The organism is Thermostichus sp. MS-CIW-36 (assembly GCF_054059035.1).
Map to the genome: position 1 here is coordinate 1 of NZ_JBSSBR010000033.1, position 22,383 is coordinate 22,383.

Here is a 22,383-nt window from a genome sequence, read left to right on the forward strand (position 1 = left end):
CTCCGTCCCGCTAACGCGAATGGAAACAAACAGAATGCTATCGCTGCATAGTTGAACAGTGATGTTCAGCAGTGTTCAGCGTAAATGTATCAGAGCAAGCGGCGCATGTAGTCCCAGCCGTGGCGCAAAACCACCTCCAGGATCTCGGCCTGACGCGCCCCACTCTGGGCCAGACGGGCAAACATCGCAGTCTCTCTCCCTGGAAGTCCAATGGCAGAGAAGCCCGATCCCTAGAAAAAGGGGATAGGGGCCACCCTACGGGTTCCATCCCAGCCGGTTTGCAGCCCCTCCCGCAACACCCGCAGCACCTCATCGGTATCGGCATTGGGCTGGGCAAAGGAGAAAACATGCTTGAAGCGCAGTTTGCCCTCCCGATCCACAACGAACTGGGCCGGCAGGGGTGCTCCCAAAGCTTGGCCAACCCCATAGAGGCGGAAGGTTTTGCACTCGGGATCCACCAGCAGTGGGTAGGGCAGTTGCAGATCCGCTTGAATCTGCTGGCTTTGAACCGGATCGGTGCTGGTGACCATCAGCAGCTCGGCCCCCAGAGCTTGGATCTCGCCGTAGCGGGTTTTCAGCTCTTGGATGTGAGGGTAGCAAAAAGGGCAAAAAAGCCTTTCGGTGAAGATGCGAGTAAAAGCCAGAACCACCGGCTTTTGGCCGCGGTAGTCCGATAGCCGCACGGGATCCCCTTGCACGCGCGGCAGCTCAAAATCGGGGGCAATCTGGCCGATTTCCAGAGAAGTGTTGGCTGGTTGGGGGATGAAGTTGTCGGCAAAGCGACGGTTAAACAGTCCGCTGTTGCTGGTCATTGCAGTTTTTTACGTTTCTTTACTACTTGCCACCAGCCTAACCCAAAGCCTCGGCCACCGCCTTCAGCCGTCGGAGCTGGGCCCGCATATCCTGCTGGGTCGGCCCTGCTGCCAACAGGTAAAACCCTGCCGCCACCCAGGGACTGGGGATGCGGAAGTTGAAGCAATTGACTAGAAGGGTACCCCCCGGCTGGGGATGGCATTCCCAGCGGTCGGTTCCTTCAAAAAATCCCTTAAACTGCCACTGCACCAAGCCTTCTGCCCGCTCTGTAATCACGCAATCCAAGCTGGGGGATACAAACGGCAAGCGAAGGAAAAAGCGGTAGCGGCTGCCCAATTCCGCTAGAGGGGATCCCACCGCCTCACAGCCCAACAGCGGGTTGAGCCAGCGCTTCATCAACTCCAGGTCGGTGAGACAGCGATCCACCTGGGCCACGCTGGCCGCAATCAGAATTGACTGGGTATAGATGGGCATCCTCAGGGGAAAGTTGGGGGAGCGAGCTTGGCCGCAGAGAGGTCTTCTGCCGTGGCAGAGGGGGATACGGTGCTCAGCAAAATCAAGATATCGCGATATTCCACCTGATCCGGCCCGCGACGGGGGGATCCCACTTGCACCACCGCCTGTTGGAGAGGCTTTTCTGGGTGGGGGGGAGACTCGAACACCAAGGTGCGGATCCCATTGGCCTGCTCGATGTCCGAGAGGATGTCCCAGCCCCGGCCCCACAGGGTGCGGCGATAGTAGGCGGCAATCGCCTCCAGAGGCTGAGAGGTCTGCAAGATCAGGGAAGCAAGGCCCCCCTCTCGATCCCGAATCTGTCCCGAAGAGATGATGACAGCGTTGGGCAACTGCAAGTGACGGGGAAACTGGGGGGGAAGAGCGCGGGTATCCCCCAGGGAAGCCTCAAAATGCGTGCCATCTTTGCCGATGTGACGCCGCACGGGATCCTGATCCACTTCTTGAGCAACCGGATCAGGCATCTTGCGACAGGCCACGAGGGATCCCGCCAACAGCCCCAGGGTTAGCCGAGTAAGAATAGGCAAAGAACTTGGCCCCACTGACGTGAACCGCTCAAGACGGGGATTTTTTCTCATCCGTTGGCCAGGGATCCCTGACTGGGTTATAGCGGATCCCGCCTTTGGATACAACTGAACCTCCTCTTCTGATTCCGAGCCAGGCTCGAAAGCAGCCATCATTCCTCCAACCAGGGCTGACAACTGCACACCAGGTGGCGATCCCCGTAGGCGTTGTCGATGCGGCTGACGCTGGGCCAGAACTTGTGGGCCTTGACCCAAGGGAGCGGGTAGGCGGCCAGCGAGCGAGGATAGGGGCGATCCCAGTGGTCGGCAGCCACCACCTCGGCGGTGTGGGGGGCCAGCTTGAGGGGATTGCGCACCGGATCCATCTCGCCTCGCTCAATGGCGGCAATCTCCTGGCGGATGGCAATCATCGCCTCGCAGAAGCGATCCAGCTCCTCCAGAGATTCGCTCTCGGTGGGCTCCACCATCATTGTCCCCGGCACCGGCCAGGAGATGGTGGGGGCGTGGAAGCCATAGTCCATCAGGCGCTTGGCCACATCTTCCACCTCGATGCCAGCGCTTTTTTTCAGGGGGCGCAAATCCAAAATACACTCGTGGGCCACCCACCCCCCCGGCCCCTTGTAGAGCACCGGGTAGTAGGGATCCAACCGCTTGGCGATGTAGTTGGCGTTGAGGATGGCCACTTGGCTGGCCAGGGTGAGGCCGGCGGATCCCATAAGGCGAATGTAGGCCCAGGAGATGGGCAAAATGCTGGCACTGCCCCACGGGGCAGCGCTGACGGGGCCGTTACAGCCGGGCAAAACAGGATGGCCAGGCAAATAGGGCACAAGGTGGCGGGCCACGGCAATGGGCCCTACCCCCGGCCCACCTCCCCCATGGGGAATGCAGAAGGTCTTGTGCAGGTTGAGGTGGCAGACATCGGCCCCCAGCTCGGCAGGACGGCAGAGGCCCACCTGAGCGTTGAGGTTGGCCCCATCCATGTACACCTGTCCCCCCGCCTCGTGGACGATCTGGCAGATCTGGCGGATCCCTTCCTCAAACACGCCGTGGGTAGAAGGGTAGGTGATCATCAAGGCTGCCAGCCGCTCCCCGTGCTGCTCCACCTTGGCCTGCAAATCCTCAATGTCGATATTGCCGGCTTCATCACAAGCTACGCTCACCACCTGCATCCCCGCCATCACGGCGCTGGCCGGGTTGGTTCCGTGGGCCGAGGTGGGGATCAAGCACACCTGCCGCCGGCTTTCCCCTCTGGCTTGGTGGTAGCGGCGGATAGCCAACAGGCCGGCATATTCCCCCTGAGATCCGGCATTGGGCTGCAGAGAAACTCCGGCAAAGCCGGTGATCTCCGCCAGCATCTTTTCCAAATGGGCAAAGAGGGCTTGGTAGCCGCGGGCCTGCTCCAGGGGCACAAAAGGATGGAGCTGGGCAAACTCCGGCCAGGTGACCGGCATCATCTCCACCGTGGCGTTCAGCTTCATGGTGCAAGAGCCCAAGGGGATCATGGAATGGGTGAGAGCCAGATCCCGGCTTTGCAGGCGGTGGATATAGCGCAGCAGCTCAGTTTCCGAGTGGTAACGGTTAAAGACCGGATGGGTGAGGTAGGGGGTGGTGCGCAGGAGCTGGGGCGGCAGGCTCTGGCCCAAGTCCAGCTCTGGGCTGTCGGGATCCCAAGCTGGCGGTAAGGACTCCGCTCCGCTGACGCGAACGGTTCCGGCAAAGATCTCCCACAGATCCCGCAGATCCTGAGCGGTGGTAGCCTCATCCAAGCTGATCCCCAGCGTCTGGTCATCGATCTGGCGTAGGTTGATCTGTCGCTGGGCAGCGCCGGCCTGGATCGCCTGCACCTGCTCTGGAGAAGCTACCTTGACCCAGAAGGTATCGAAGAAATGCTCGGGCCCCACCTCATAGCCCAACTGACGGATCCCGGTGGCCAAGTGATGGGCCTGGCGGTGGATGCGCTCGGCTATGTGTCGCAAGCCGCGGGGGCCGTGGTAGACGGCATACATAGAAGCCATCACCGCCAAAAGCACCTGGGCAGTGCAGATGTTGCTGGTGGCCTTGTCCCGCCGGATGTGCTGCTCGCGGGTCTGTAACGCCAAGCGCAGGGCCGGCTTGCCTTGAGCATCTTGAGAAATCCCCACCAGCCGTCCTGGCAGCAGCCGCTTGTGGGCCTCGCGGGTGGCGAAGTAAGCCGCATGGGGGCCGCCATAGCCCAAAGGCACGCCGAAGCGCTGGGTGGATCCCACCACGATGTCCGCTCCCCACTCTCCCGGCGGTTGCAATAGGGTTAAGCTGAGCAGGTCGGCAGCCACCGCCACCACCATCCCCTTCTGGTGAGCCTGCTCCACCAACTGCCGGTAATCCCGGATTTCCCCATAGGTGCTGGGATACTGCAGGAGTAATCCAAAGCCCTTTTCCAGGGAGAGTTCTGTTGGATCGGCTATGCGCACCTGGATCCCCAAGGGCTCTGCCCGCGTCTGCACCACTGCAATCGTCTGGGGATGACAGCCCCGATCCACCCAGAAAACTGGGGATCCCCTGCCTGCCAAGGTGTAGGCAAGAGCCATGGCTTCGGCGGCTGCGGTGGCCTCGTCCAGCAGGGAAGCATTGGCGATCTCCATCCCCGTCAGGTCGATCACCATCGTCTGGAAGTTGAGCAGGGCTTCCAACCGTCCCTGGGCAATCTCAGCTTGGTAGGGGGTGTAGGGGGTGTACCAGGCAGGGTTTTCCAGGATGTTGCGCTGAATCACCGGTGGCGTCAGGGTGTTGGAATAGCCCATGCCCAAAAAGGAGCGCCACACCTGGTTCTGGGCCGCCATTGCCTGCAGTTCCGCCAACACCTGCTGCTCAGGGCAAGGGGATCCCAATTGCAAAGGCTGGCTGCTGCGAATGGCCGGCGGCACCGCTTTTTCCACCAGCTCCCGCAGCGAACTCAGCCCTAACGCTTGCAACATCTGCCCGATTTGCCGGGCATCCGGCCCAATGTGCCGTCTGAGAAAGAGTTCGGTCTGCTCCAGCAACCCCACATCGGGAGAAGGGGTGGGTTCTGGGATCCCTGGAGATGGATCCCGGCTGGGGGGGTCAAGTCGAGTCGAGTGGAGAAGGGCCAAGTCGGACATGGTGCGATAGCCGAGAAAGGGAGAGCAAGAAAGACTGTCTCCTGATCATAGTTGTTAAAAATTGTTTCTGTCGGGATCCAAATCCTGTCTTGGCCTTCGATTCGGGGTGGAGGGGATGAGACACTAGATGGTCGGAGAATGTTAGCAACCTATACAGATGAGCCTTTTGGATTCTGCTTGGAGAAGTGATGCTATGCGCTGGCTGCTGTCCATCTTGGTTCGTGTGGTGTTAGTGCTCTGTCTGTGCTTCGCTCCTTTGGGGATCCCTGTTGTGGCCAGGGCCGCAGAGCTTCCCCCGGTAAAGCACTTAGACACTCCGATTGACGTGAACAACACCATCTTGCGCAACTACCGCCAACTGCCCGGCTTCTATCCCACCCTAGCTCGCATCCTGGTGAAGAACGCTCCCTACAGGAGCCTGGAAGATATGTTGCAGATCTCCGGTTTGACGGAGCAGCAAAAGGCCTTGATCAAAGCCAACGCCGAGAACTTCGTGTTTGGCGAGTATCAGGAAGGGGCTAACCAACTGGAAAACCGCATCAACCAAGGGTACTACGGCTGATCTCGGCAGAGGGGCCATCGGGAGAATCGGCTTTTGTAGGAAAGGGATCCTGTGGCCTACGATAACGTCTGCAAGTACTTGGTGGAATGGTTCCCCGAGTCCTTTGCCCGGTGGCTGCTGGGATCCCCTGTTTCCTTGGCTCAGCTACAGCCGACGGAGCTGTCCACCGAGCCCATCCGCGCGGACTCTCTTATCCTGCTGCGGGCCCAAAACTTAATTTTGCATCTGGAGTTTCAAACCGACCCGGATCCCGACATCCCCTTCCGCATGGCCGACTACTGCCTGCGCCTCTACCGCCGCTATCCTGCCCAGGAAGTGCGGCAGATTGTCATCTACCTGAGAAAAACCCAGTCAGAACGGGTGTACCAAACCTCTTTTCAACGGGGATCCCTGTCCCATCGCTTTGAGGTCTTGCGCCTGTGGGAACAAGATCCAGAGGTGCTATCCCGATACCCAGGCCTCTTGCCCTTGGCGGTACTGGCAGAGCCGGACAATCCAGAACCCCGTCTGCGGCAGGTGGCCAGAGCAATAGCAGAGATAGAGGATCCAAAGCTACGGCAAGAGGTGAAAGCGGCCACTGCTGTTTTGGCAGGATTAACATGGACGCCAGAGGAAATTAGCAGGGTACTGGGAGGTCTGGCTGTGCGGGAATCGACCATCTATCAGATGTGGCGAGCAGAAGCCCTCAAAGAAGGGCGAGAGGAGGGCCTGAAACAAGGCCTAGAGCAAGGTCTGCAACAGGGTCTGCAGCAAGGTCTGCAGCAAGAAGCAGCTCGACTGACTCTGAGTCAACTGCGGCGCAAGCTGGGATCTTTGCCGGAAGACCTGTCTGAAACCATCCGCCTCTTACCTACCGAGCAACTGGAGGCTTTGGCGGAAGCGCTGTTGGACTTCCAAACCCTGGCCGATTTGATCCAATGGCTCAGGGAGTCATCATCCAACTAGGGTTTGCCGTCGCGGCCTTTTCCAACCTCACAGGACTCTGTGGGTGAGTTAGGATCCCTGTTACTCAGATGGACTCGATGAAACGGCCACAGGTTTTGATCTGTGGCTACTACGGCTACGGCAATGCCGGCGATGAGGCGCTGTTGCTGGCTCTCTTACGAGAGCTAGAGCAGTTGCCCAGCCCCGTACAGCCGGTGGTGCTCTCCCGTCGCCCTGCCGAAACGGCTGCCACCTATGGGGTGCTGGCCTATCCGCGCTTCAACAGTTTGGCTTTACGGCGCTGTCTCCAGGAGGCCCAGGCTTTCATCTGGGGTGGAGGTGGCCTGCTGCAGGATCGCACCAGTTGGCGCAGCCCTCTCTACTACCTGGGGGTAATGGGCCTAGCCCAGCGATGGGGGCTAAGAACCGTTGCCTGGGCCCAAGGGATCGGGCCGCTGCAGCGGGGGTGGATTCGTGCACTAGCCCGTCGCTCGTTGGCAGGTTGCACGGCCATCAGTGTGCGGGATGGGGTTGCCTCCCAATGGCTGCAAGAGTGGGGGATCCCTCACCAGGTGGCTCCGGATCCCGTCTGGAGTTTGCCGTCCAAAACCTTGCCGGAATGGGAAACGTGGCCTCAGCCCCGCATTGCTGTGGTCTTGCGTCCGCATCCGCAACTGACTGGAGCCTGTCTAGAAGCTTTGAGCCAGGGTTTACAGCGTCTCCAGGCTTCCACGGGGGCATACCTTCTCTTCGTGCCCTTTCAGCTGGCTCCTCCCGGATCCCCTGACCTTGGGCCAGACTACCACTTGGCTCAGCAGCTTCAGCAGCGCCTACCCCACCGTAGCCAAGTGCTGGAAATTCGGGATCCCTGTCTATTGAAAGGAGTCTTTCGGGGTGTCAGGCTGGCGATCACCATGCGCTACCACGGATTGGTGATGGCGGCGGCAGAGGGCTGCGCCTGTTTTGGTCTCAGCTACGATCCCAAGGTGAAAACGCTGCTCCAGGAATTGGGCATGCCTGGCTGGGATCTGCAGGAGATGCCCACCGATCCTGAAGCCTTACACCAAGCTTGGCTGGCCTGCTACTCAGAGGGTTCGGCTCTCAGTCCTGATCAAGTTGCGGTTTGGGTGGAGCAATCGACTCAGCACGGCCAGTTGCTAAAACAGCACCTGAGGTGGGATTGATGAGGTTCCGTGAAGATCGCAGCAGAAGCTGCTGCCCCTGTAGCTCTGTTTCCGAATGCCAGTGCGGATTTCGGTAGCCGTTGTTTTCGAGATCCGCTCTACCCTAAAAAATAGGGTTAAAGTACAGGGATCCCCCTCCATGACTTCCCAGACCCAGCCCTGCACGCGCGAACAGATCTTAAACGGGATGGGCATCACCACCCTGTTCTCGGCTCTCGTTGTGGGTCTCTGGATCGGGCTGGGATCCTCCTTCCCTGTGCCGTTTCGCTGGGATCCCCTGGCCTTGGCGTGGGGAACGGGGCTGGGGCTAGGGGTGGCTCTGCTCAGCGGGGGGGTTTACCGGTTCTGGCCGGCTTATCGTCGGGCAGCCACTGCCTATTTACACTGGGTGGCGGATCCCTTGCGGTGGGGAGATGTCTTTTGGGTGGGCCTGCTGCCGGGCTGGAGCGAGGAATGGCTGTTTCGCGGCGTGTTGATGTCCCTGCTGGTGGCCAGCCCCTTGGGGTGGACAGGCGGGATCCTCCTGAGTGGCCTCTTGTTTGGCGTCTTGCATTGGTTGGGATGGCAAGGCTGGCCTTATGCCGTCTGGGCCGGTGGGGTCGGCATCCTCATGGGGATCGGCTTGTGGCTGTCGGGAAACCTGTTGGTCACCATTGTCGCCCACACCCTTGTCAACTGGATTGGGGTCTGCACCTGGAAATGCTTTTTCTCTCAAGCGGAGCCCTGAAGGCCCTCTCCCCCTGTGGGAAAGAAGTTGAGGGTGGTCGGTAAGCAGCGCAGAACCTCAGGGAAGTCCCCCAAATTGAGGTGACCGTAACTTATGGTCGCTTCAGGTTAGGGTGAGATACCTAGGCTATTGAGAAAAGCCTTTGGTCGCATGTATTATTGCTCCGCAATGCTGACACGACGACGCGACCAACGTTTTGGGTGTGAGCGCATTGTCCTGGTTTGAATTGAAATGACCGTATTTGTCGATGCCTTCTCGTCAATGCCAATCCGAGACCTCTTGCAATTTCCAGTTTTGGGATCCTTCTCGTGGCTGCGCGTGGGGCGATCTTTGCTGCTCGTCGGGCTGGTGGTGTACGGCTACCTGCTCTGGCTGGGCTGGTTTCAATCGGAGCGAATGATCTTTTTGCCTCGTCCCGCCAGCTATCGAGATGGGGATGCCATTCTCAAGCTCACGACCTCTGATGGGCTACAGATTTCAGCGGTACATTTGCCCAATCCCGCCGCTGCCTACACCCTCCTCTACAGCCATGGCAACGCCGAAGACTTGGGGGATATCCTGCCCCGCCTGGTGGGCCTGCAGCAGGCCGGGTTTGGCGTCTTGGCCTACGACTACCGCGGCTACGGCACCAGCGAAGGGATTCCTTCCGAGGCCGGCGCTTACAAAGACATCGAGGCCGCTTACGCTCACCTGGTTGCCCAGGGGATCCTGCCGGAGCAGATTTTGGTTTATGGGCGCTCGGTGGGGGGTGGGCCATCGGTTTATTTGGCAGCCCAAAAGCCGGTGGGGGGCGTGATCCTGGAATCCACCTTCGTCACAGCCTTTCGCGTCTTAACCCGCATCCCGCTGCTGCCCTTCGATCGCTTCGATAACCTCAGCCGCATTGCCAAGATCGATTGCCCGCTGCTGATTTTGCACGGCACCCATGATCGTTTGATCCCCTTTTGGCACGCTGAAACCCTTTATCAAGCAGCGAGGGATCCCAAACGCTTGGTGCCCATCGAGGGAGCCGATCACAACAACTTGCTGCAGGTGGCCAGAGAGCGCTATGTCACCATCCTGCACCAATTCGTGGCCGAGCTGGTGGATCCCCATGTCGTCTTCCCTCAGTAGCGGCTTAGGTGAGGACAATCTTAAAATCACCTGCAATCCGCTCGGAAAAGTGGAGTTATGTGGCAAGATCGGGAGGGATCGGATCGAAGGATTCGGATCCCTGTTTCACCGGATTGAACCCTTTTACGGAGGATCAAGAGCGTATGTCTCTCCGACTTGGCGATACTGCTCCCAATTTCACGCAAAAGTCTACCCACGGCGAAATCGATTTCTACTCTTGGGCTGGAGATAGCTGGGTGGTGCTGTTCTCTCACCCCGCCGATTACACGCCGGTCTGCACCACAGAGCTGGGCACCGTTGCCAAGCTGATGCCCGAATTTGAAAAGCGGGGTGTGAAGGTAATCGCCCTCAGTGTGGACGATGTGGACTCCCACGTCGGCTGGGTAAAGGACATCGAGGAAACCCAGAACGCCACTTTGACCTATCCCATTTTGGCAGATGCAGACCGCAAGGTCTCTCAGCTCTACGGCATGTTGGATCAAACCAACCTCAATCAAGAAGGGCTGCCCCTGACGGTGCGCTCGGTGTTCATCATCGATCCCAACAAGAAGATACGCCTCATTCTTACCTACCCGGCCAGCACGGGCCGCAACTTCGACGAGCTCCTGCGGGTGATCGATGCCCTACAGCTGACGGATAAGTACAATGTCGTCACCCCTGCCGACTGGAAAGACGGTGACGATGTTATCATCCCGCCTTCGTTGAAAGATCCGGAAGTGCTGAAAGAGAAGTTCCCAAAAGGCTACAAGGAAATTAAGCCCTATTTGCGGGTCACCCCTCAGCCTAATAAGTAGTAAAAGCCCGAACACCAACTTTGACGGGCGCTTGAGAAGGGATCCCTTCGTCGGGTAAAGCTGGGATCCTTTTGGTCTGGATCCCCTTATCGGGGATCCTTTTTACTGTTCGGGGAAGGAGGCTGCCTCTGCTGCTTTTTTGGCCAGCTCATCTACTGTGAAGTAGCGATGAAATTTATCCGTCACGCGCAACCAAGGGGAACGGCTGCCTTCTTTGCGATAGCGGGTCACAAAGCCTTTTTCCACCAACTCTGCCACGTGCTGATAAGCACCTTGGCCGCGCAACTCCACCAAATCGGCTTGCGAGAGCGGGCCACGCAGAATGATTGTAGCCAGGGTACGGGTAGCACCCACCCCAATTTCAGGGGGTAAAAGCTGGTTGGCCAGCTCCAAAAACGGCTCCCGCAACTGCAGGGCAAACCCTTCCCCCACCTGTAGGACTTCCAGGGCAGAATCGCGATGGGCATAGTCTTCCATTAATTCCAGCAGCGCATCGTAGGCTTCGTCGCGACTGCAATGGGCCAACTGGGCCAGGGCCGATAGCTCCAGAGGCTGCCCCTTCAAATAGAGGATTGCTTCGATCCGATTTTTCAGGGCCAAGACACGCTCCCTCTGACCTTACTTTTCCGCCAACAAGGGATGCGAAATCGACTTAAGAGAACGCGGGGCCATTGCAACAAGGGATCCGCTCAACTTGCTCCGTAGCATAGCAGCAGTTCTAGGCTGAGGGATCCCTTGGCCAAGCGGGCCGGATCCATCCTCGCCTTCGAGCTAGAACCCTACCCCTGATGCCACCACCATCACCACCACCGCTGCAAAGATAATCAAAGCGTAAAACTGGGCCTTGCCGCTCTCCAGGTATTTCATCGCCTCGCCGCTCACCATGGTCACCAAGCCCGTCAGGTTGACCACACCATCCACAATGCGGCTGTCCACCTCCAGCGCCTCCCGTGCCACGAAGCGGGTGCCCTGCACAAAGACTCGCTCATAGAGGTCGTCAATGTACCACTTGTTGAGGGAGAAGTAGTAGAGCGGCTGCAGGCTTTGGGGGAAGGTGCCCGGGTCGATGCGCTTTTGCCAGTAGATCAAGCTGGCCAAGGTGATGCCGATCAGCCCAATGCCCACGGAACTACCCGCCATGATTAGAAACTCTGCCCAATCGAAATGGCCCGCCAGCACCTCCTGCCACTCTGCTGCCACCAGCGGTAAAATCGAGCCTGCCTCTGCCACAGACTCAGTCGGTGGGTGGATGAAAGCTTCAAAGAAGTTGGCAAAAGGGGTACCCACCAGGCCAATCAGCACAGAAGGGACGGCCAGAGCCAACAGCGGGAAGGTCATCGACCAAGGGGACTCATGGGGCTCTGAGGCATGGGCATCTCCGTCGTGCAGGTTTTCGTGGGCTTCAGGATGGCTGCTGGGCTGGGGTTTTTCTTGAATGTTCATGGCTCCAGGGCCAAAGGCCGGTTGTTTCCCCGCAAAAACGTAGGCAAAAGCTGGCACAGGACGGCCCTGGCTGATGGCCACCTCCTGCCGCAGTCTCAGGTTGGTGCCGCGAAACTCCCCTTCGAAGGTGAGGAAGTAGATGCGGAACATGTAGAAGGCGGTGATCCCGGCGGTGAGGAAGCCCACCCCCCACAGAGCTGGGTTCCGTTCGAAAACAGCGCCCAAGATCTCATCCTTAGACCAAAAGCCGGCGAAAGGCGGGATCCCACAAATGGCCAACGTGCCGATCAAAAACGTGATGGCCGTAACCGGCATGTATTTGCGCAACCCCCCCATCAGGCGCATGTCTTGGGCCAAAACCGGGTCATGGCCGACCACCGCTTCCATGCCGTGGATAACTGAGCCAGAGCACAAAAAGAGCATCGCCTTAAAGTAGGCGTGGGTCATCAGGTGAAACAGGCCCGCCCCATAGGCGCCGCACCCCATGGCCATGACCATGTAGCCCAGTTGGGAAATGGTGGAGTAGGCCAAGCCCTTTTTGATGTCGTTTTGGGTGATGGCAATGGTGGCCCCCAAGAAGGCTGTGCCCGCCCCCGTCCAGGCGATGATGTCCATGGCCACCGGGATCCCTTCCAGCACCGGGAACATGCGGGCCAAGAGGAATACCCCAGCCGCCACCATCGTGGCTGCGTGGATGAGAGCGGAAATGGGCGTGGGGCCCTCCATGGCATCCGGCAACCACACATGCAGCGGGAACTGGGCCGACTTGGCCACCGGCCCCAAGAACACCAACACCGCAAACAGGGCAATCAAGCTGCTGCTCACTGCCCCGCTAGCCAGCATCTCATGCAGATTGCGCCCGATCTCGTCAAACGCGAAGGTACCGGAAATCCAGTAAAAACCTAAGATGCCCAACAGCAGGCCGAAATCTCCTACCCGGTTGACCACAAACGCCTTTTGCGCTGCTTCTGCCGCTGCCTGCCGGTCGTGCCAAAAGCCAATGAGCAGGTAGGAGCACATCCCCACCAGCTCCCAGAAGATATAGATCTGCACCAGGTTGGGGCTGACCACCAAGCCCAGCATCGAGGAGCTAAATAAGCTCAGGTAGGCGTAGAAACGCACATAGCCGGGATCGTGGGCCATGTAGCCATGGGAGTAGATCTGCACCAAAAAGGCCACCGTGGTCACCACCACCAGCATCATGGCGCTCAGGTGATCCACGACAAAGCCCATGTCCACCGAGAAGGATCCCGCCTGGGCCCAGGTGATGGTTCTGAGGACGGTTTCGTGCCCTTGCACCTGGCTGACCAAAAGGGCAAAGGCATGAACCATCGCCGTCCCGGTCGCGAACACGCTCAAAAAGGCAGCCAAAGAGCGGTTGGCCCTTGTCCAGGCGTTGAACATCAGGATACCTAAGCCGAGGAGAAAGGCTGCCACCAAAGGATAGACGGGGATCAACCAGGCGTATGTGTAGATGAATTCCATGGGAAATGCTTCCGAATGCGTCCTCTCACAGCAACGAACCTGCTCTGCTAGCCCTGCAATTGGCCGGTGGGAGTGTCTGGTGGGCTGGCATTTGCTCAACTGCTTCTGCCATTGTAAACTTTTGCGACAGAGTGCGGATCCGGATCCCGAGCATCAAGTCCATCACAGCAGAGGCTTTTCCCAGAGATCAATCGGGATCCCCGCAGCTAAATCTGTAAATATCCTAAAGAATCGGCTCTGAGCCCAAGCTGACGGTCGCAAGCAAAAAGATGACAGGGATCCCTTGCGAGCGCTACAACGAGGGCTAGATCTACTGGCGGTCTGGAGAAACTACCCATGAGCTTGAACCTGGTGACCTTGGTGGGGCGAGCCGGCATGGATCCGGAGGTGCGCTACTTTGAGTCAGGCAAGGTGGTCTGTACTTTTAGCTTGGCGGTCAACCGATTCCGCAAAGGAGAAGACAAGCCCGATTGGTTCAGCCTAGAGTTGTGGGGCCGCACTGCCGAGGTGGCCGGAGAGTATGTGCGCAAAGGCAGCCTCATCGGGGTAACGGGCAGCCTCAAGTTCGATCGCTGGAAAGACAAATCCACCGGAGAAGAGCGCCAGAGGCCCATCATCGCTGTAGATCGCCTAGAACTGCTGGGATCCCGTCAAGACCGCGACTCCAACCTGCCCCCCGAAGAGCCGTTTTGACCCGTTGGACTGGAGCTGGGCAACCTCAAGGTCCCGCTCCTTCCAAGCATCGCCTACAGGCCTGCACCACTGCTGTCAAATCCTGGCTGCACCAGGGATAGTCCAACGGGGGTCGCCGGATCACCCACAAAGGGATCCCCAGGGTTTTGGCCACTGCCTGTTTGATCCCCAGCCCACCTGCTTCCCCAGAAGCTTTGCTGATCACCACCTGAGGGCTGAACCGCTGCCAAAGCTGCAGTTCTTGCTCAAAGCTGAGGGGCAAGCGCATCCCGATCACCCGCTCGGCAGGGATCCCGGCTTGCACCGCTTGGGGAACCGATTCCGGCAGCACCCGTGCCCACAGTTGGCAGCGGTCTTGCCAAGGCACAAACAGGGGCAGGGCCTTCACTCCCACCGTCAGCAGCACCCGCCGCCCCGCCAGCACCGCATCTGTGAGCACCCCCTGCCAGTCCGGCACCACCTGGACCCAGGGATCCAGCTCCAGAGGAGGGCGTTCGTAGCGCAGGTAGGGGATCCCCAGTTGGGCCGTCACCCGGATGGCCAGTTGCGAGATCTGCAGGGCAAAAGGATGAGAGGCATCCACCACCACGCAGATCCGGCGTTCTTGCAGGAATTCTTCCAGAGATGACGGCGAAAATCGGGTGACCACCACCTGACCGGGCAAATCCTGATACAGCCTTCTGGCCCCTTCGGTGGTGACGGTTGCCACCCAAGGGATCCCCTGCCGGCTGAGGGCGTCGGCCAAGCTGCGGCTCTCGCTAGTGCCCCCGATCAAAGCCACTTCCACCAAACCCCCGACTGAGCTCATAGTGTGTTGCCAAACTTTGACGCCCGTAGATACGATCAAGATCACCGGCTGGAGGCAATTGCTCATGATCGAGATGCATGTGGCTGGGATTGCGGTCGATGCCGTCAACCAAAACCCCATTGTCATCCTGCGCGATGGCAGTGAGCGTCGTGCCCTGCCCATTTGGGTGGGAAAAGCAGAGGCCAACGCCATTTTGCAGGCCCTGGACGACCAAAAGCCACTGCGCCCCATGACCCATGATCTCATCCTCAATTCCTGGAAGACGTGGGGGATCAAGCTGGAGCGAGTCATCATTCACGCGTTGCTGGATAACACCTTCTACGCGGTGCTCGTCACCGTGAATGGTGACAAAAAACAAGAGATCGACTGCCGCCCCAGCGACGCCATTGCCCTCGCTCTGCGGGCCCATGTTCCCATCTGGACGGTGGAAGAGGTCATTGCGGAAGCCTCGATCCCCATGAACCAGGATGCCGACGAGGCGGAGCGGGAGGCCTTTCGCAAGTTTGTAGAAAATGTAACCCCCAGAGACTTTATCCGCAGCTACCCCATGACCGACCATCCCACCGAAGCCGACAGTTAAGCAGCTAAGGCGGATCCCACCCCCAGGGATCCCGGCAGACAGGCCATGCCCCAGGTTGCCAGGTTAACGGTCTATCCCATCAAGTCCCTGGATGGGATCCCTCTGTCTGAGGTGAGGCTGACGGCAGGGGGGACTTTGGAGGGGGATCGCCGCTACGCCCTCTTGGATGCGGAGGGGAAGCGGGTGAACGGCAAACGCCATGCTGCAGTCCACCGCCTGCGTGCCCGGTTTGATCCCCAGTTGGGCCAGGTGCAGTTGTGGGGGGATGGCAAGACGGCCCAGTTTGACCTGCAGCAGCAGCGGGATGCTTTGCAGACTTGGCTCAGCGATTGGTTCGGTTTTCCGGTGCAACTGCTGGAGGAGCCTCTCAGGGGGTTTCCGGATGATCCCTATGCCAACGGCCCCACCCTGATCAGCACAGCCACTCTGGAGACGGTGGCCGGTTGGTTCCCCAACTTGACCCTGGAAGCGGTTCGGCAGCGCTTTCGCATGAATATCGAGCTGTCGGAATGTCTGCCCTTTTGGGAGGATCGGCTCTTTGCCCAGGCAGATCAAGGGGTGCGCTTTCGCATTGGGGAAGTGGAGCTGCTGGGCCTCAACCCCTGCGCCCGCTGTGTGGTGCCCACTCGGGATCCCCTGAGCGGAGAGGCCTATCCCGGTTTTCAAAAGCACTTCGTGGCGCAACGGCAGAAAACCTTGCCACCCTGGGCCGAAGCCAGCCGCTTTGACCATTTCTATCGCCTTGGGATCAATACGTGGATCCCGAGAACGGAGACGGGCAAGCACCTGAGGGTTGGGGATCCCGTCGAAATCCTCGGGGTTGAACCCCTCAGCCTCTACCCTGAGCTGAGTCGAATCCCAGGTTAGTTTCCGACCTACAATCAAGCTAGAGCAGCTCTTTTGGCTTGACCAAGCTATGCAAACCCTGGATCGGCCCAACGCCCCCACCCAGCAGCCCTACCCAGAACCGGTCTATCCCCGTCGCCCCACCCGCACGGTGGCCGTAGCTGATGTGTTGATCGGCAGCCAGCACCCGGTGGTGGTACAGTCCATGATCAACGAGGACACCCTCGACGTCGACGCGGCAGTGGCCGGGATCCGCCGTCTGCACGAGGCAGGCTCAGAGATTGTGCGGGTTACCGTTCCCAGCATGGCCCATGCCAAGGCGATGGAGGCAATTCGGGAGAAGCTGATCCAAACCTACAAGCCCGTGCCTTTGGTAGCTGATGTCCATCACAACGGCATCAAGATCGCCCTGGAGGTGGCCAAATACGTGGACAAGGTGCGCATCAATCCAGGGTTGTTCGTCTTTGAAAAACCTCAGCCCGGTCGCACAGAATATACCCAAGCCGAATTTGAGGCCATCCGCAACAAAATCCGGGAAACTTTCACCCCCCTTGTCCAGACCCTCAAAGCCCAGAACAAAGCCCTGCGCATTGGGGTCAATCATGGATCCCTGGCAGAGCGGATGCTCTTCACCTACGGGGATACGCCTGAGGGCATGGTGGAGTCGGCCCTGGAATTTGCCCAAATCTGCGCCGAGCAAGACTTTCACAATGTGGTGCTTTCCTTCAAGGCCTCCCGCCCGCAGGTCATGTTGGCGGCCTACCGGCTGGCAGCCCGTCGCTTCGATGCCCTGGGCCTAAACTATCCCTTCCACTTGGGTGTCACCGAGGCGGGCGATGGAGAATATGGGCGCATCAAGTCGGCGGTGGGGATCGGAACCCTCTTGGCTGAAGGGATCGGCGACACGATTCGGGTTTCTCTCACGGAAGCCCCGGAAAAGGAGATCCCGGTGGCCTACGGCATTTTGCAAGCTCTGAACCTGCGCAAAACCATGGTGGAGTATGTGGCCTGCCCTTCCTGTGGCCGCACCCTGTTCAATTTGGAGGAGGTGCTGCAGAAGGTGCGCGCCGCAACCCAGCACCTGGTGGGGTTGGACATTGCCGTGATGGGCTGCATTGTCAATGGGCCGGGAGAGATGGCCGACGCCGACTACGGCTACGTGGGCAAGACGCCGGGGGTGATCTCTCTCTACCGCGGCAAAGAGGAAGTGAAAAGGGTGCCGGAATCGGAAGGCGTGCAGGCGCTGATCGATCTGATCAAAGCCGATGGGCGCTGGGTGGATCCCCCTTCTTCCCATTAATTCCGCTTCCCCCTCAAGAGGCGACCTGTCCAGCAATCCTGCCGCGCTCTTGCTTTGCTGAGAAACTGGCTAGCGGCGTTTGCCACGCAGGGCTTTGGCGCGGTTGTTCACCTGCCTCACAAACAGCGGCAGCAGGTGCGTCTGGATGTATTCAAACGCTGCTTGCAGACCTTCTTTTTCGTAAATCAGGCCGATTTCCGCCTCAACCTGCGTGGGATCCCTGAAGGCCGACAAAAATTGATTGGAGGTCAGCCAAGTGAAGAGTTCTGCGCGATTCAAGTCACAACTGGGCGGGGAAGGCACTTGCCAGTCTTGAGGTGGCCCAAGCAGCCACTGCCGGGCAAACAAGCTCAACACCGCATCCCCCAGCCAAGCCTTGTCGCGACGGGATCCCTCGTCCAACTGGGCCACCTGCTGTCTGATGGTCTGGCCGGTTGGGGAGAGATGGGATCCTGTCGGCATGGAAGTGGCAAGTGCGCAAGGACTGGCAGCAGACAAGCCCGGCGGCAAAGCGCCCCTGCCTCATTTTAAGATAGGGTCTGGCCCGTTGCAGGTGGAGTGTGGCATTGTGAGGATCCTTGGAGCATGTTGTTGGAGCTAACCCCAGAAGAATGCGAATCGGTAATTCCGGTGGTGCCAACGCGCCTTCAGTATGCGGCTTACTGGAGCGATGCCCTCAAGAGCACGGGCCGCATCATCACGGCCATTTTGGTGGGCGTGGCGCTGCTGGTTCTTTCCCGCGCTTTTGGCGAGGGATCCTTTCTGGGGGCGATCTCCTTTCTGGTCGGGATTCTCTCGTTGCTCTATCCCTTCCTGTGGGGGCCGCTCTATACCATCTCCCGCCGTCAGCTAGCCTTTCGCGAGATTCCCTATGGGGGATTGTTTTTTGGGCAGGTGTTGCGCACTCGCCGCTACGAGGTGGTGGTGGAAGAGCGAGAAAAGCTGGATGAAGATGGCAACTTCTACATTGAAGAGGTGCGGGAGCGCCAGTTTGAGATGGAAATTGGCGATGAGACCGGAGTCGTCTATCGTGTGCGGGCCAAGGACGATCCCCGCTACAGGCGAATTGTCAAAAAGCAATCGGTGCTCGGGTTGGTGAAAGCCTATTCCCGCGATTTGCAGCGCCGGCCCACCTTGAGCGAGGTCTATGTGGTCAAGCTGGGGGAGTGGGTGGGAGATGTCTCCTATCTGGATCGGGAGGCTTTTTTGGATATGGCAGATGAGCTGTTGGAGCTACAGGCCCAAGGACAAGCTTGATCCCCTGGATCCCTGGTGTTCTCTGGGATGGAGGGGAAGGGATCCCTGCCTTTTTATTCTGAAACCTAAACGGCTGCCTATCCGGGAGCGCCGCTTTTAACGCTGGGTTAGCCGCATTATTGTACTGGCCAGGGGTAGGGTTGGGTAGTTTACTGTGGACTGGCGGGAGCTTTAAACTGAGGGCTGTATGCCAGAAACAACTGCCATGGGCGATCCTCTCACCCCCCAAGTTAGCGAGCGCATCTGCAAGCACATGAACGAAGATCATGCCGATGCAATAGCCCTCTACGCCAGGGTCTTTGGCCAGGTGGAAGGAGTTACCCAAGCCCGCATGCAGGCCATTGACCCGGAAGGGATGGACTTGCGGGTGCAGGTCGACGGGGCCGTACAAACGCTGCGGATCCGCTTCGACCACCCCCTGCGGGACTCCGAGGACGCCCATCAAACCTTAATTGCCATGGTGAAGCAGGCTCGCGCTCAAGTTAAACAGGCTACAAAGTGATGAGAGATACAGTTGAGGCTTAGCTGGCCTGCTGTAGGAGCAGATCCAACTGGCCGCGAGCCTCTAGCGCGTAAAGATCGTCGCAGCCGCCGATATGCTGGTCGTTGATGAAAATTTGCGGCACCGAACGGCGGCCGTTGGCCCGCTTGGCCATTTCCGCCCGTGCTGCCTCGTCTCCATCGATGGCGTACTCGATATACTTCACGCCTTTGCGATCCAGCAGTTGCTTAGCCCGGATGCAAAAGGGACAAAAACGCCAGGTGTAAATCTCAACAGTCATAAGAAAACAACAAACGCTTTTACATAGCTTAACATTTTCACGGAGCCGGGATCCCTTTCCTTGCAAACCTGGGGTTTTCTGCCTCCCATGGTCTAGTTGGCTTCCTTCCAATTGTGGCCAATTTGGATATCCACCACCAGCGGTATGGAGAGGGGCACTGCTCCTTCCATTTCCCTTTGGATCAGCGGTTTTAGGGCCTGCCATTCCGAGGGATCCACCTCAAACACCAGCTCATCATGCACTTGCAGGAGCAAGCGGGAACGAAAGTTCTGCAGCTTTTGCCGCAGGCGCACCATTGCTACTTTGATAATGTCCGAGGCGGATCCCTGAATGGGAGCATTCACAGCTGCTCGCAATTCCGCTTGTTTGCGATGGCCTGTCAGACGAGACAAATTGGGAAAATAGCGACGGCGACCCAAGATCGTTTCTACATAGCCATGTTTTTCCACAAAGGCTTCAGTGGAGCGCAGATAGGCAAAAATGCCGGCGTAGCGCTCGTTAAATCGCTGTAAAAATTGCTTGGCTTCCGACAAAGAAACCCCCGCAGTGCGGGCAAAGCGCTGCGCTCCCATGCCATAGATCACCCCATAGTTGATCGTCTTGGCCAGGCGACGTTCTTCGCTGGTTATTTCTTGTTTTTCCAGGAGCAGGCGGGCGGTTAGGGTGTGCACATCTTCCCCTGAGCGAAAACCTTCCACCAGGGCAGGTTCTTGGCTGAGATGGGCCAAAATGCGCAGCTCAATTTGAGAGTAATCTGCTGCCGCCAATAGCCATCCCTCTTGGGGAATAAAAGCTTGTCGAATCCGGCGACTGAACTCGGTGCGAATGGGAATATTTTGCAAGTTGGGGTTTGAGGAGCTGAGCCTGCCGGTGGCAGTAACGGTTTGGTTAAAGTCGGTGTGGACTCTGCCGGTATCGCTTCTTACCAGGGCAGGCAGAGCGTCCACATAGGTCGATTTCAGCTTGGCCAAGGTGCGGTATTGCACGATGGTTTCGATGAGAGGATGATCCCCCTCTAGCTTTTCTAAAACTGAGGCATCAGTGGAATAGCCAGTAGCCGTTTTGCGGGTTTTGCGAATGTCCAATTTCAGCTTTTCAAAGAGCAGGGATCCCAGTTGCTTGGGAGAATTGAGGTTAAAGGTTTCTCCAGCCTGGGCATAAGCTTTCTGCTCCAAACTTTGCAGCTCTTGTTCCAGCTCTTGGGAAAATTGCCTCAGAAACTCGGTATCAACGCGAATGCCGATCCACTCCATCTCTTCCAAAACTTGGGCCAAGGGCAGCTCGACTTGAATAAAAAGATCCCACAGGCGTGGATCGGTTTTCTGCAGCTTTTCGGTGAGGATTGGCACCAGACGATAGGCACAATAGGCATCAGTTCCGCAGTATTCTGCAACTCTGGAAATCGGGATATCGGCGATGGACTGTTCCTTGCCCAGCAACTTTTTGTAGCTGGTGGTCGGCAAATTCAAATGGGTGGCTGCCAAATCGGCCAAGTTGTGGCTGGCTTCTGGATCCAAAACGTAGCTGGCCAACATGGGATCAAATCGGATCCCTTGCAGGCGGATCCCGTGGGCGCGGAAAATGCTCAGGTCGTACTTACAGTTTTGTAGGCTTTTGGGTCGGTTGGGATCTTCCCAAAGGGGTTGCAGGCTTTGTTTAACCAGCTCCCAATCCAGGTTGGATCCCTGGCGGTGGCCGATGGGCAAGTAGGCGATATCTCCCTCTGACCAACAACAGCCGATCCCCACCAATTGGGCATCCCGTGGATCTAGACTGGTGGTTTCAGTATCCCAAGCTACAATCCCTGGGCAGGCCAGCAGCTCTTGCCGCAAAAGCTCCAGTTGCTCCGGCGTATCGATGATGCGCACCGCCGGCAGAGAAGGGACGGGATCGAGGGCAAAATCAAACCACAGGGCTTCGTCAGGAGCGTTTGCGGGATCCCCGGTGGGATTAAAAGCGCCAACCACCTCTGCCTCGGTTGGGATCCCCCCCAAAGCCGTTTGTATTTTGCGCACTTGGGCGATGAAGCTGTGAAACTCCAATTTTTCCAGCAGCGGCAGCAATTCTGCTTGATCAAACCCGGTTAATTTCATGCTCTCCCAGTCGGGAGAAAGAGGAACGTCGCATTTGATCCGAGCCATAAATTGCGAGTGATGGGCCGCCGGGATCCCTTCTTTGAGGTATTGCTGGACTTTTCCTTGGATCTCGTCCAGGTGGTCGAAAATTTCATCCAAACTGCCGTAGCGCTCCAGCAGCTCTGCAGCTCGCTTGGGGCCGATCCCTTTCACCCCGGGAATGTTGTCAGAAGGGTCACCACAGAGGGCCTTATAATCCACCACCTGCCAAGGCCAGATGCCCAATTTTTCTTTCACTTGTTCGGGGCCAAACTCGCTGATGCGATCTTTGCTGTTGAGGTGCAAAACCCGAACTCTTCCATCGGTATCGATCAACTGGAACAGATCTTGATCGCCACTTAAGATCTGCACCCGGTAATCTTGGGGGGCTAGCCTACTGAGGGTGCCCAAAATGTCATCGGCTTCAAAACCAGGCACCACCAAAATCGGGATGCGTAGTGCCGTCAACACCTGCTTCAGGTTCTCCACATCTTCGATAAACTCCGGTGGCGTTTCCGGGCGGCCTGATTTGTAGGTTTCGTCGGCCTCGTGGCGAAAAGTGGGCTGCCGTGTATCAAAGGCAACGGCTACATGGGTAGGGGTGTATTTGTCCAAGACTTCTAACAGCGATTTCAAAAAGCCAAAGCTGACGCTGGTGGGGATCCCAGTGGAAGTGCGCAACCCCCCCTCGCGGCTGTAGGCAAAGGCGTAGAAGGAGCGATAGGCCAGAGAGTGACCATCCACCAGCAGCAGTGTTGGAGTTTGCCAAGCCATCAGCTGATACCTTGAGGGTGAATCTAGC

The 22,383-nt window shown here is 58.2% G+C and carries 22 protein-coding genes; 12 read left to right on the forward strand and 10 right to left on the reverse strand.

The genetic code is table 11. The features are described 5' to 3' along the window. Positions 1-230: 230 nt before the first annotated feature. The 4 genes from ACVWVQ_RS12115 to gcvP all read right to left on the reverse strand — a co-directional run bounded on the left by ACVWVQ_RS12115 (position 231) and on the right by gcvP (position 4,969). Positions 231-812 carry a peroxiredoxin family protein gene (locus ACVWVQ_RS12115; protein ID WP_457508695.1) on the reverse strand — a complete coding sequence of 194 codons (582 nt, stop codon included), beginning with the start codon at positions 810-812 and terminating at the stop codon, positions 231-233. Between the two features lie 37 nt (positions 813-849). Then, positions 850-1,287 (reverse strand): SRPBCC family protein, encoded by a 438-nt coding sequence (locus tag ACVWVQ_RS12120; RefSeq protein WP_457508697.1) that lies wholly within the window; start codon positions 1,285-1,287, stop codon positions 850-852. Positions 1,288-1,289: 2 nt separating this feature from the next. Next, positions 1,290-1,853 carry a hypothetical protein gene (locus tag ACVWVQ_RS12125; RefSeq protein ID WP_457508699.1) on the reverse strand — a complete coding sequence of 188 codons (564 nt, stop codon included), beginning with the start codon at positions 1,851-1,853 and terminating at the stop codon, positions 1,290-1,292. 149 nt (positions 1,854-2,002) lie between these two features. Beyond that, on the reverse strand, positions 2,003-4,969 hold the full coding sequence (gene gcvP, locus ACVWVQ_RS12130) for an aminomethyl-transferring glycine dehydrogenase (protein ID WP_457508701.1): 2,967 nt from the start codon (positions 4,967-4,969) through the stop codon (positions 2,003-2,005). Between the two features lie 193 nt (positions 4,970-5,162). Between gcvP and psbU the strand changes: the two genes are divergently transcribed. The 6 genes from psbU (at position 5,163) to ACVWVQ_RS12160 (ending at position 10,273) form a co-directional block, all read left to right on the forward strand. Next, entirely contained in the window at positions 5,163-5,531 is a 369-nt protein-coding gene (gene psbU / locus ACVWVQ_RS12135; protein ID WP_414406847.1) for a photosystem II complex extrinsic protein PsbU, read from the forward strand. A 51-nt stretch (positions 5,532-5,582) separates the two neighbouring features. Then, positions 5,583-6,476, forward strand: a complete 894-nt coding sequence (locus tag ACVWVQ_RS12140) for an Rpn family recombination-promoting nuclease/putative transposase (RefSeq protein WP_457508703.1) — start codon at positions 5,583-5,585, stop codon at positions 6,474-6,476. 77 nt (positions 6,477-6,553) lie between these two features. Further along, a complete protein-coding gene (gene csaB, locus ACVWVQ_RS12145) occupies positions 6,554-7,639 on the forward strand; it encodes a polysaccharide pyruvyl transferase CsaB (protein WP_457508730.1) in 1,086 nt (361 codons plus the stop codon). A gap of 139 nt (positions 7,640-7,778) precedes the next feature. Continuing rightward, positions 7,779-8,366 (forward strand): CPBP family intramembrane glutamic endopeptidase, encoded by a 588-nt coding sequence (locus ACVWVQ_RS12150; protein ID WP_414374377.1) that lies wholly within the window; start codon positions 7,779-7,781, stop codon positions 8,364-8,366. 231 nt (positions 8,367-8,597) lie between these two features. Further along, positions 8,598-9,479 (forward strand): alpha/beta hydrolase, encoded by an 882-nt coding sequence (locus ACVWVQ_RS12155; RefSeq protein WP_457508706.1) that lies wholly within the window; start codon positions 8,598-8,600, stop codon positions 9,477-9,479. A gap of 143 nt (positions 9,480-9,622) precedes the next feature. Next, positions 9,623-10,273: a peroxiredoxin gene (locus tag ACVWVQ_RS12160; protein ID WP_414350274.1), complete on the forward strand. Its 651-nt coding sequence runs from the start codon at positions 9,623-9,625 to the stop codon at positions 10,271-10,273. A 102-nt stretch (positions 10,274-10,375) separates the two neighbouring features. Here ACVWVQ_RS12160 and scpB read toward each other — a convergent pair whose 3' ends face one another. Then, positions 10,376-10,873 carry an SMC-Scp complex subunit ScpB gene (scpB, locus tag ACVWVQ_RS12165; RefSeq protein ID WP_457508708.1) on the reverse strand — a complete coding sequence of 166 codons (498 nt, stop codon included), beginning with the start codon at positions 10,871-10,873 and terminating at the stop codon, positions 10,376-10,378. Between the two features lie 171 nt (positions 10,874-11,044). Next, a complete protein-coding gene (locus ACVWVQ_RS12170) occupies positions 11,045-13,201 on the reverse strand; it encodes an NAD(P)H-quinone oxidoreductase subunit 5 (protein ID WP_457508710.1) in 2,157 nt (718 codons plus the stop codon). A gap of 336 nt (positions 13,202-13,537) precedes the next feature. On the opposite strand from ACVWVQ_RS12170, the gene ACVWVQ_RS12175 reads away from it, so the two are divergent. After that, entirely contained in the window at positions 13,538-13,894 is a 357-nt protein-coding gene (locus tag ACVWVQ_RS12175) for a single-stranded DNA-binding protein (RefSeq protein WP_414350270.1), read from the forward strand. 25 nt (positions 13,895-13,919) lie between these two features. On the opposite strand, the gene ACVWVQ_RS12180 is transcribed toward ACVWVQ_RS12175, so the two are convergent. Beyond that, on the reverse strand, positions 13,920-14,702 hold the full coding sequence (locus ACVWVQ_RS12180; protein WP_457508712.1) for a cobalt-precorrin-6A reductase: 783 nt from the start codon (positions 14,700-14,702) through the stop codon (positions 13,920-13,922). Between the two features lie 64 nt (positions 14,703-14,766). Between ACVWVQ_RS12180 and ACVWVQ_RS12185 the strand changes: the two genes are divergently transcribed. Genes ACVWVQ_RS12185 through ispG form a run of 3 tightly spaced genes read left to right on the forward strand, consistent with a single transcriptional unit; the run spans position 14,767 to position 17,428 of the window. Continuing rightward, on the forward strand, positions 14,767-15,282 hold the full coding sequence (locus ACVWVQ_RS12185; RefSeq protein ID WP_011431791.1) for a bifunctional nuclease family protein: 516 nt from the start codon (positions 14,767-14,769) through the stop codon (positions 15,280-15,282). 45 nt (positions 15,283-15,327) lie between these two features. After that, complete coding sequence (locus tag ACVWVQ_RS12190) at positions 15,328-16,149, forward strand: MOSC domain-containing protein (RefSeq protein ID WP_457508714.1); 822 nt, start codon at positions 15,328-15,330, stop codon at positions 16,147-16,149. Between the two features lie 49 nt (positions 16,150-16,198). Continuing rightward, positions 16,199-17,428: a (E)-4-hydroxy-3-methylbut-2-enyl-diphosphate synthase gene (gene ispG / locus ACVWVQ_RS12195; RefSeq protein ID WP_011431793.1), complete on the forward strand. Its 1,230-nt coding sequence runs from the start codon at positions 16,199-16,201 to the stop codon at positions 17,426-17,428. Positions 17,429-17,497: 69 nt separating this feature from the next. Here ispG and ACVWVQ_RS12200 read toward each other — a convergent pair whose 3' ends face one another. Continuing rightward, positions 17,498-17,926 (reverse strand): hypothetical protein, encoded by a 429-nt coding sequence (locus tag ACVWVQ_RS12200; RefSeq protein ID WP_457508716.1) that lies wholly within the window; start codon positions 17,924-17,926, stop codon positions 17,498-17,500. Positions 17,927-18,013: 87 nt separating this feature from the next. On the opposite strand from ACVWVQ_RS12200, the gene ACVWVQ_RS12205 reads away from it, so the two are divergent. After that, a complete protein-coding gene (locus ACVWVQ_RS12205; protein ID WP_011431795.1) occupies positions 18,014-18,685 on the forward strand; it encodes a transporter permease in 672 nt (223 codons plus the stop codon). Positions 18,686-18,890: 205 nt separating this feature from the next. Continuing rightward, on the forward strand, positions 18,891-19,187 hold the full coding sequence (locus tag ACVWVQ_RS12210; RefSeq protein WP_011431796.1) for a DUF2470 domain-containing protein: 297 nt from the start codon (positions 18,891-18,893) through the stop codon (positions 19,185-19,187). A gap of 19 nt (positions 19,188-19,206) precedes the next feature. Here ACVWVQ_RS12210 and grxC read toward each other — a convergent pair whose 3' ends face one another. After that, positions 19,207-19,467, reverse strand: a complete 261-nt coding sequence (gene grxC, locus ACVWVQ_RS12215) for a glutaredoxin 3 (protein ID WP_011431797.1) — start codon at positions 19,465-19,467, stop codon at positions 19,207-19,209. A 92-nt stretch (positions 19,468-19,559) separates the two neighbouring features. Further along, a complete protein-coding gene (polA, locus tag ACVWVQ_RS12220; RefSeq protein WP_457508719.1) occupies positions 19,560-22,355 on the reverse strand; it encodes a DNA polymerase I in 2,796 nt (931 codons plus the stop codon). Positions 22,356-22,383: the final 28 nt, after the last annotated feature.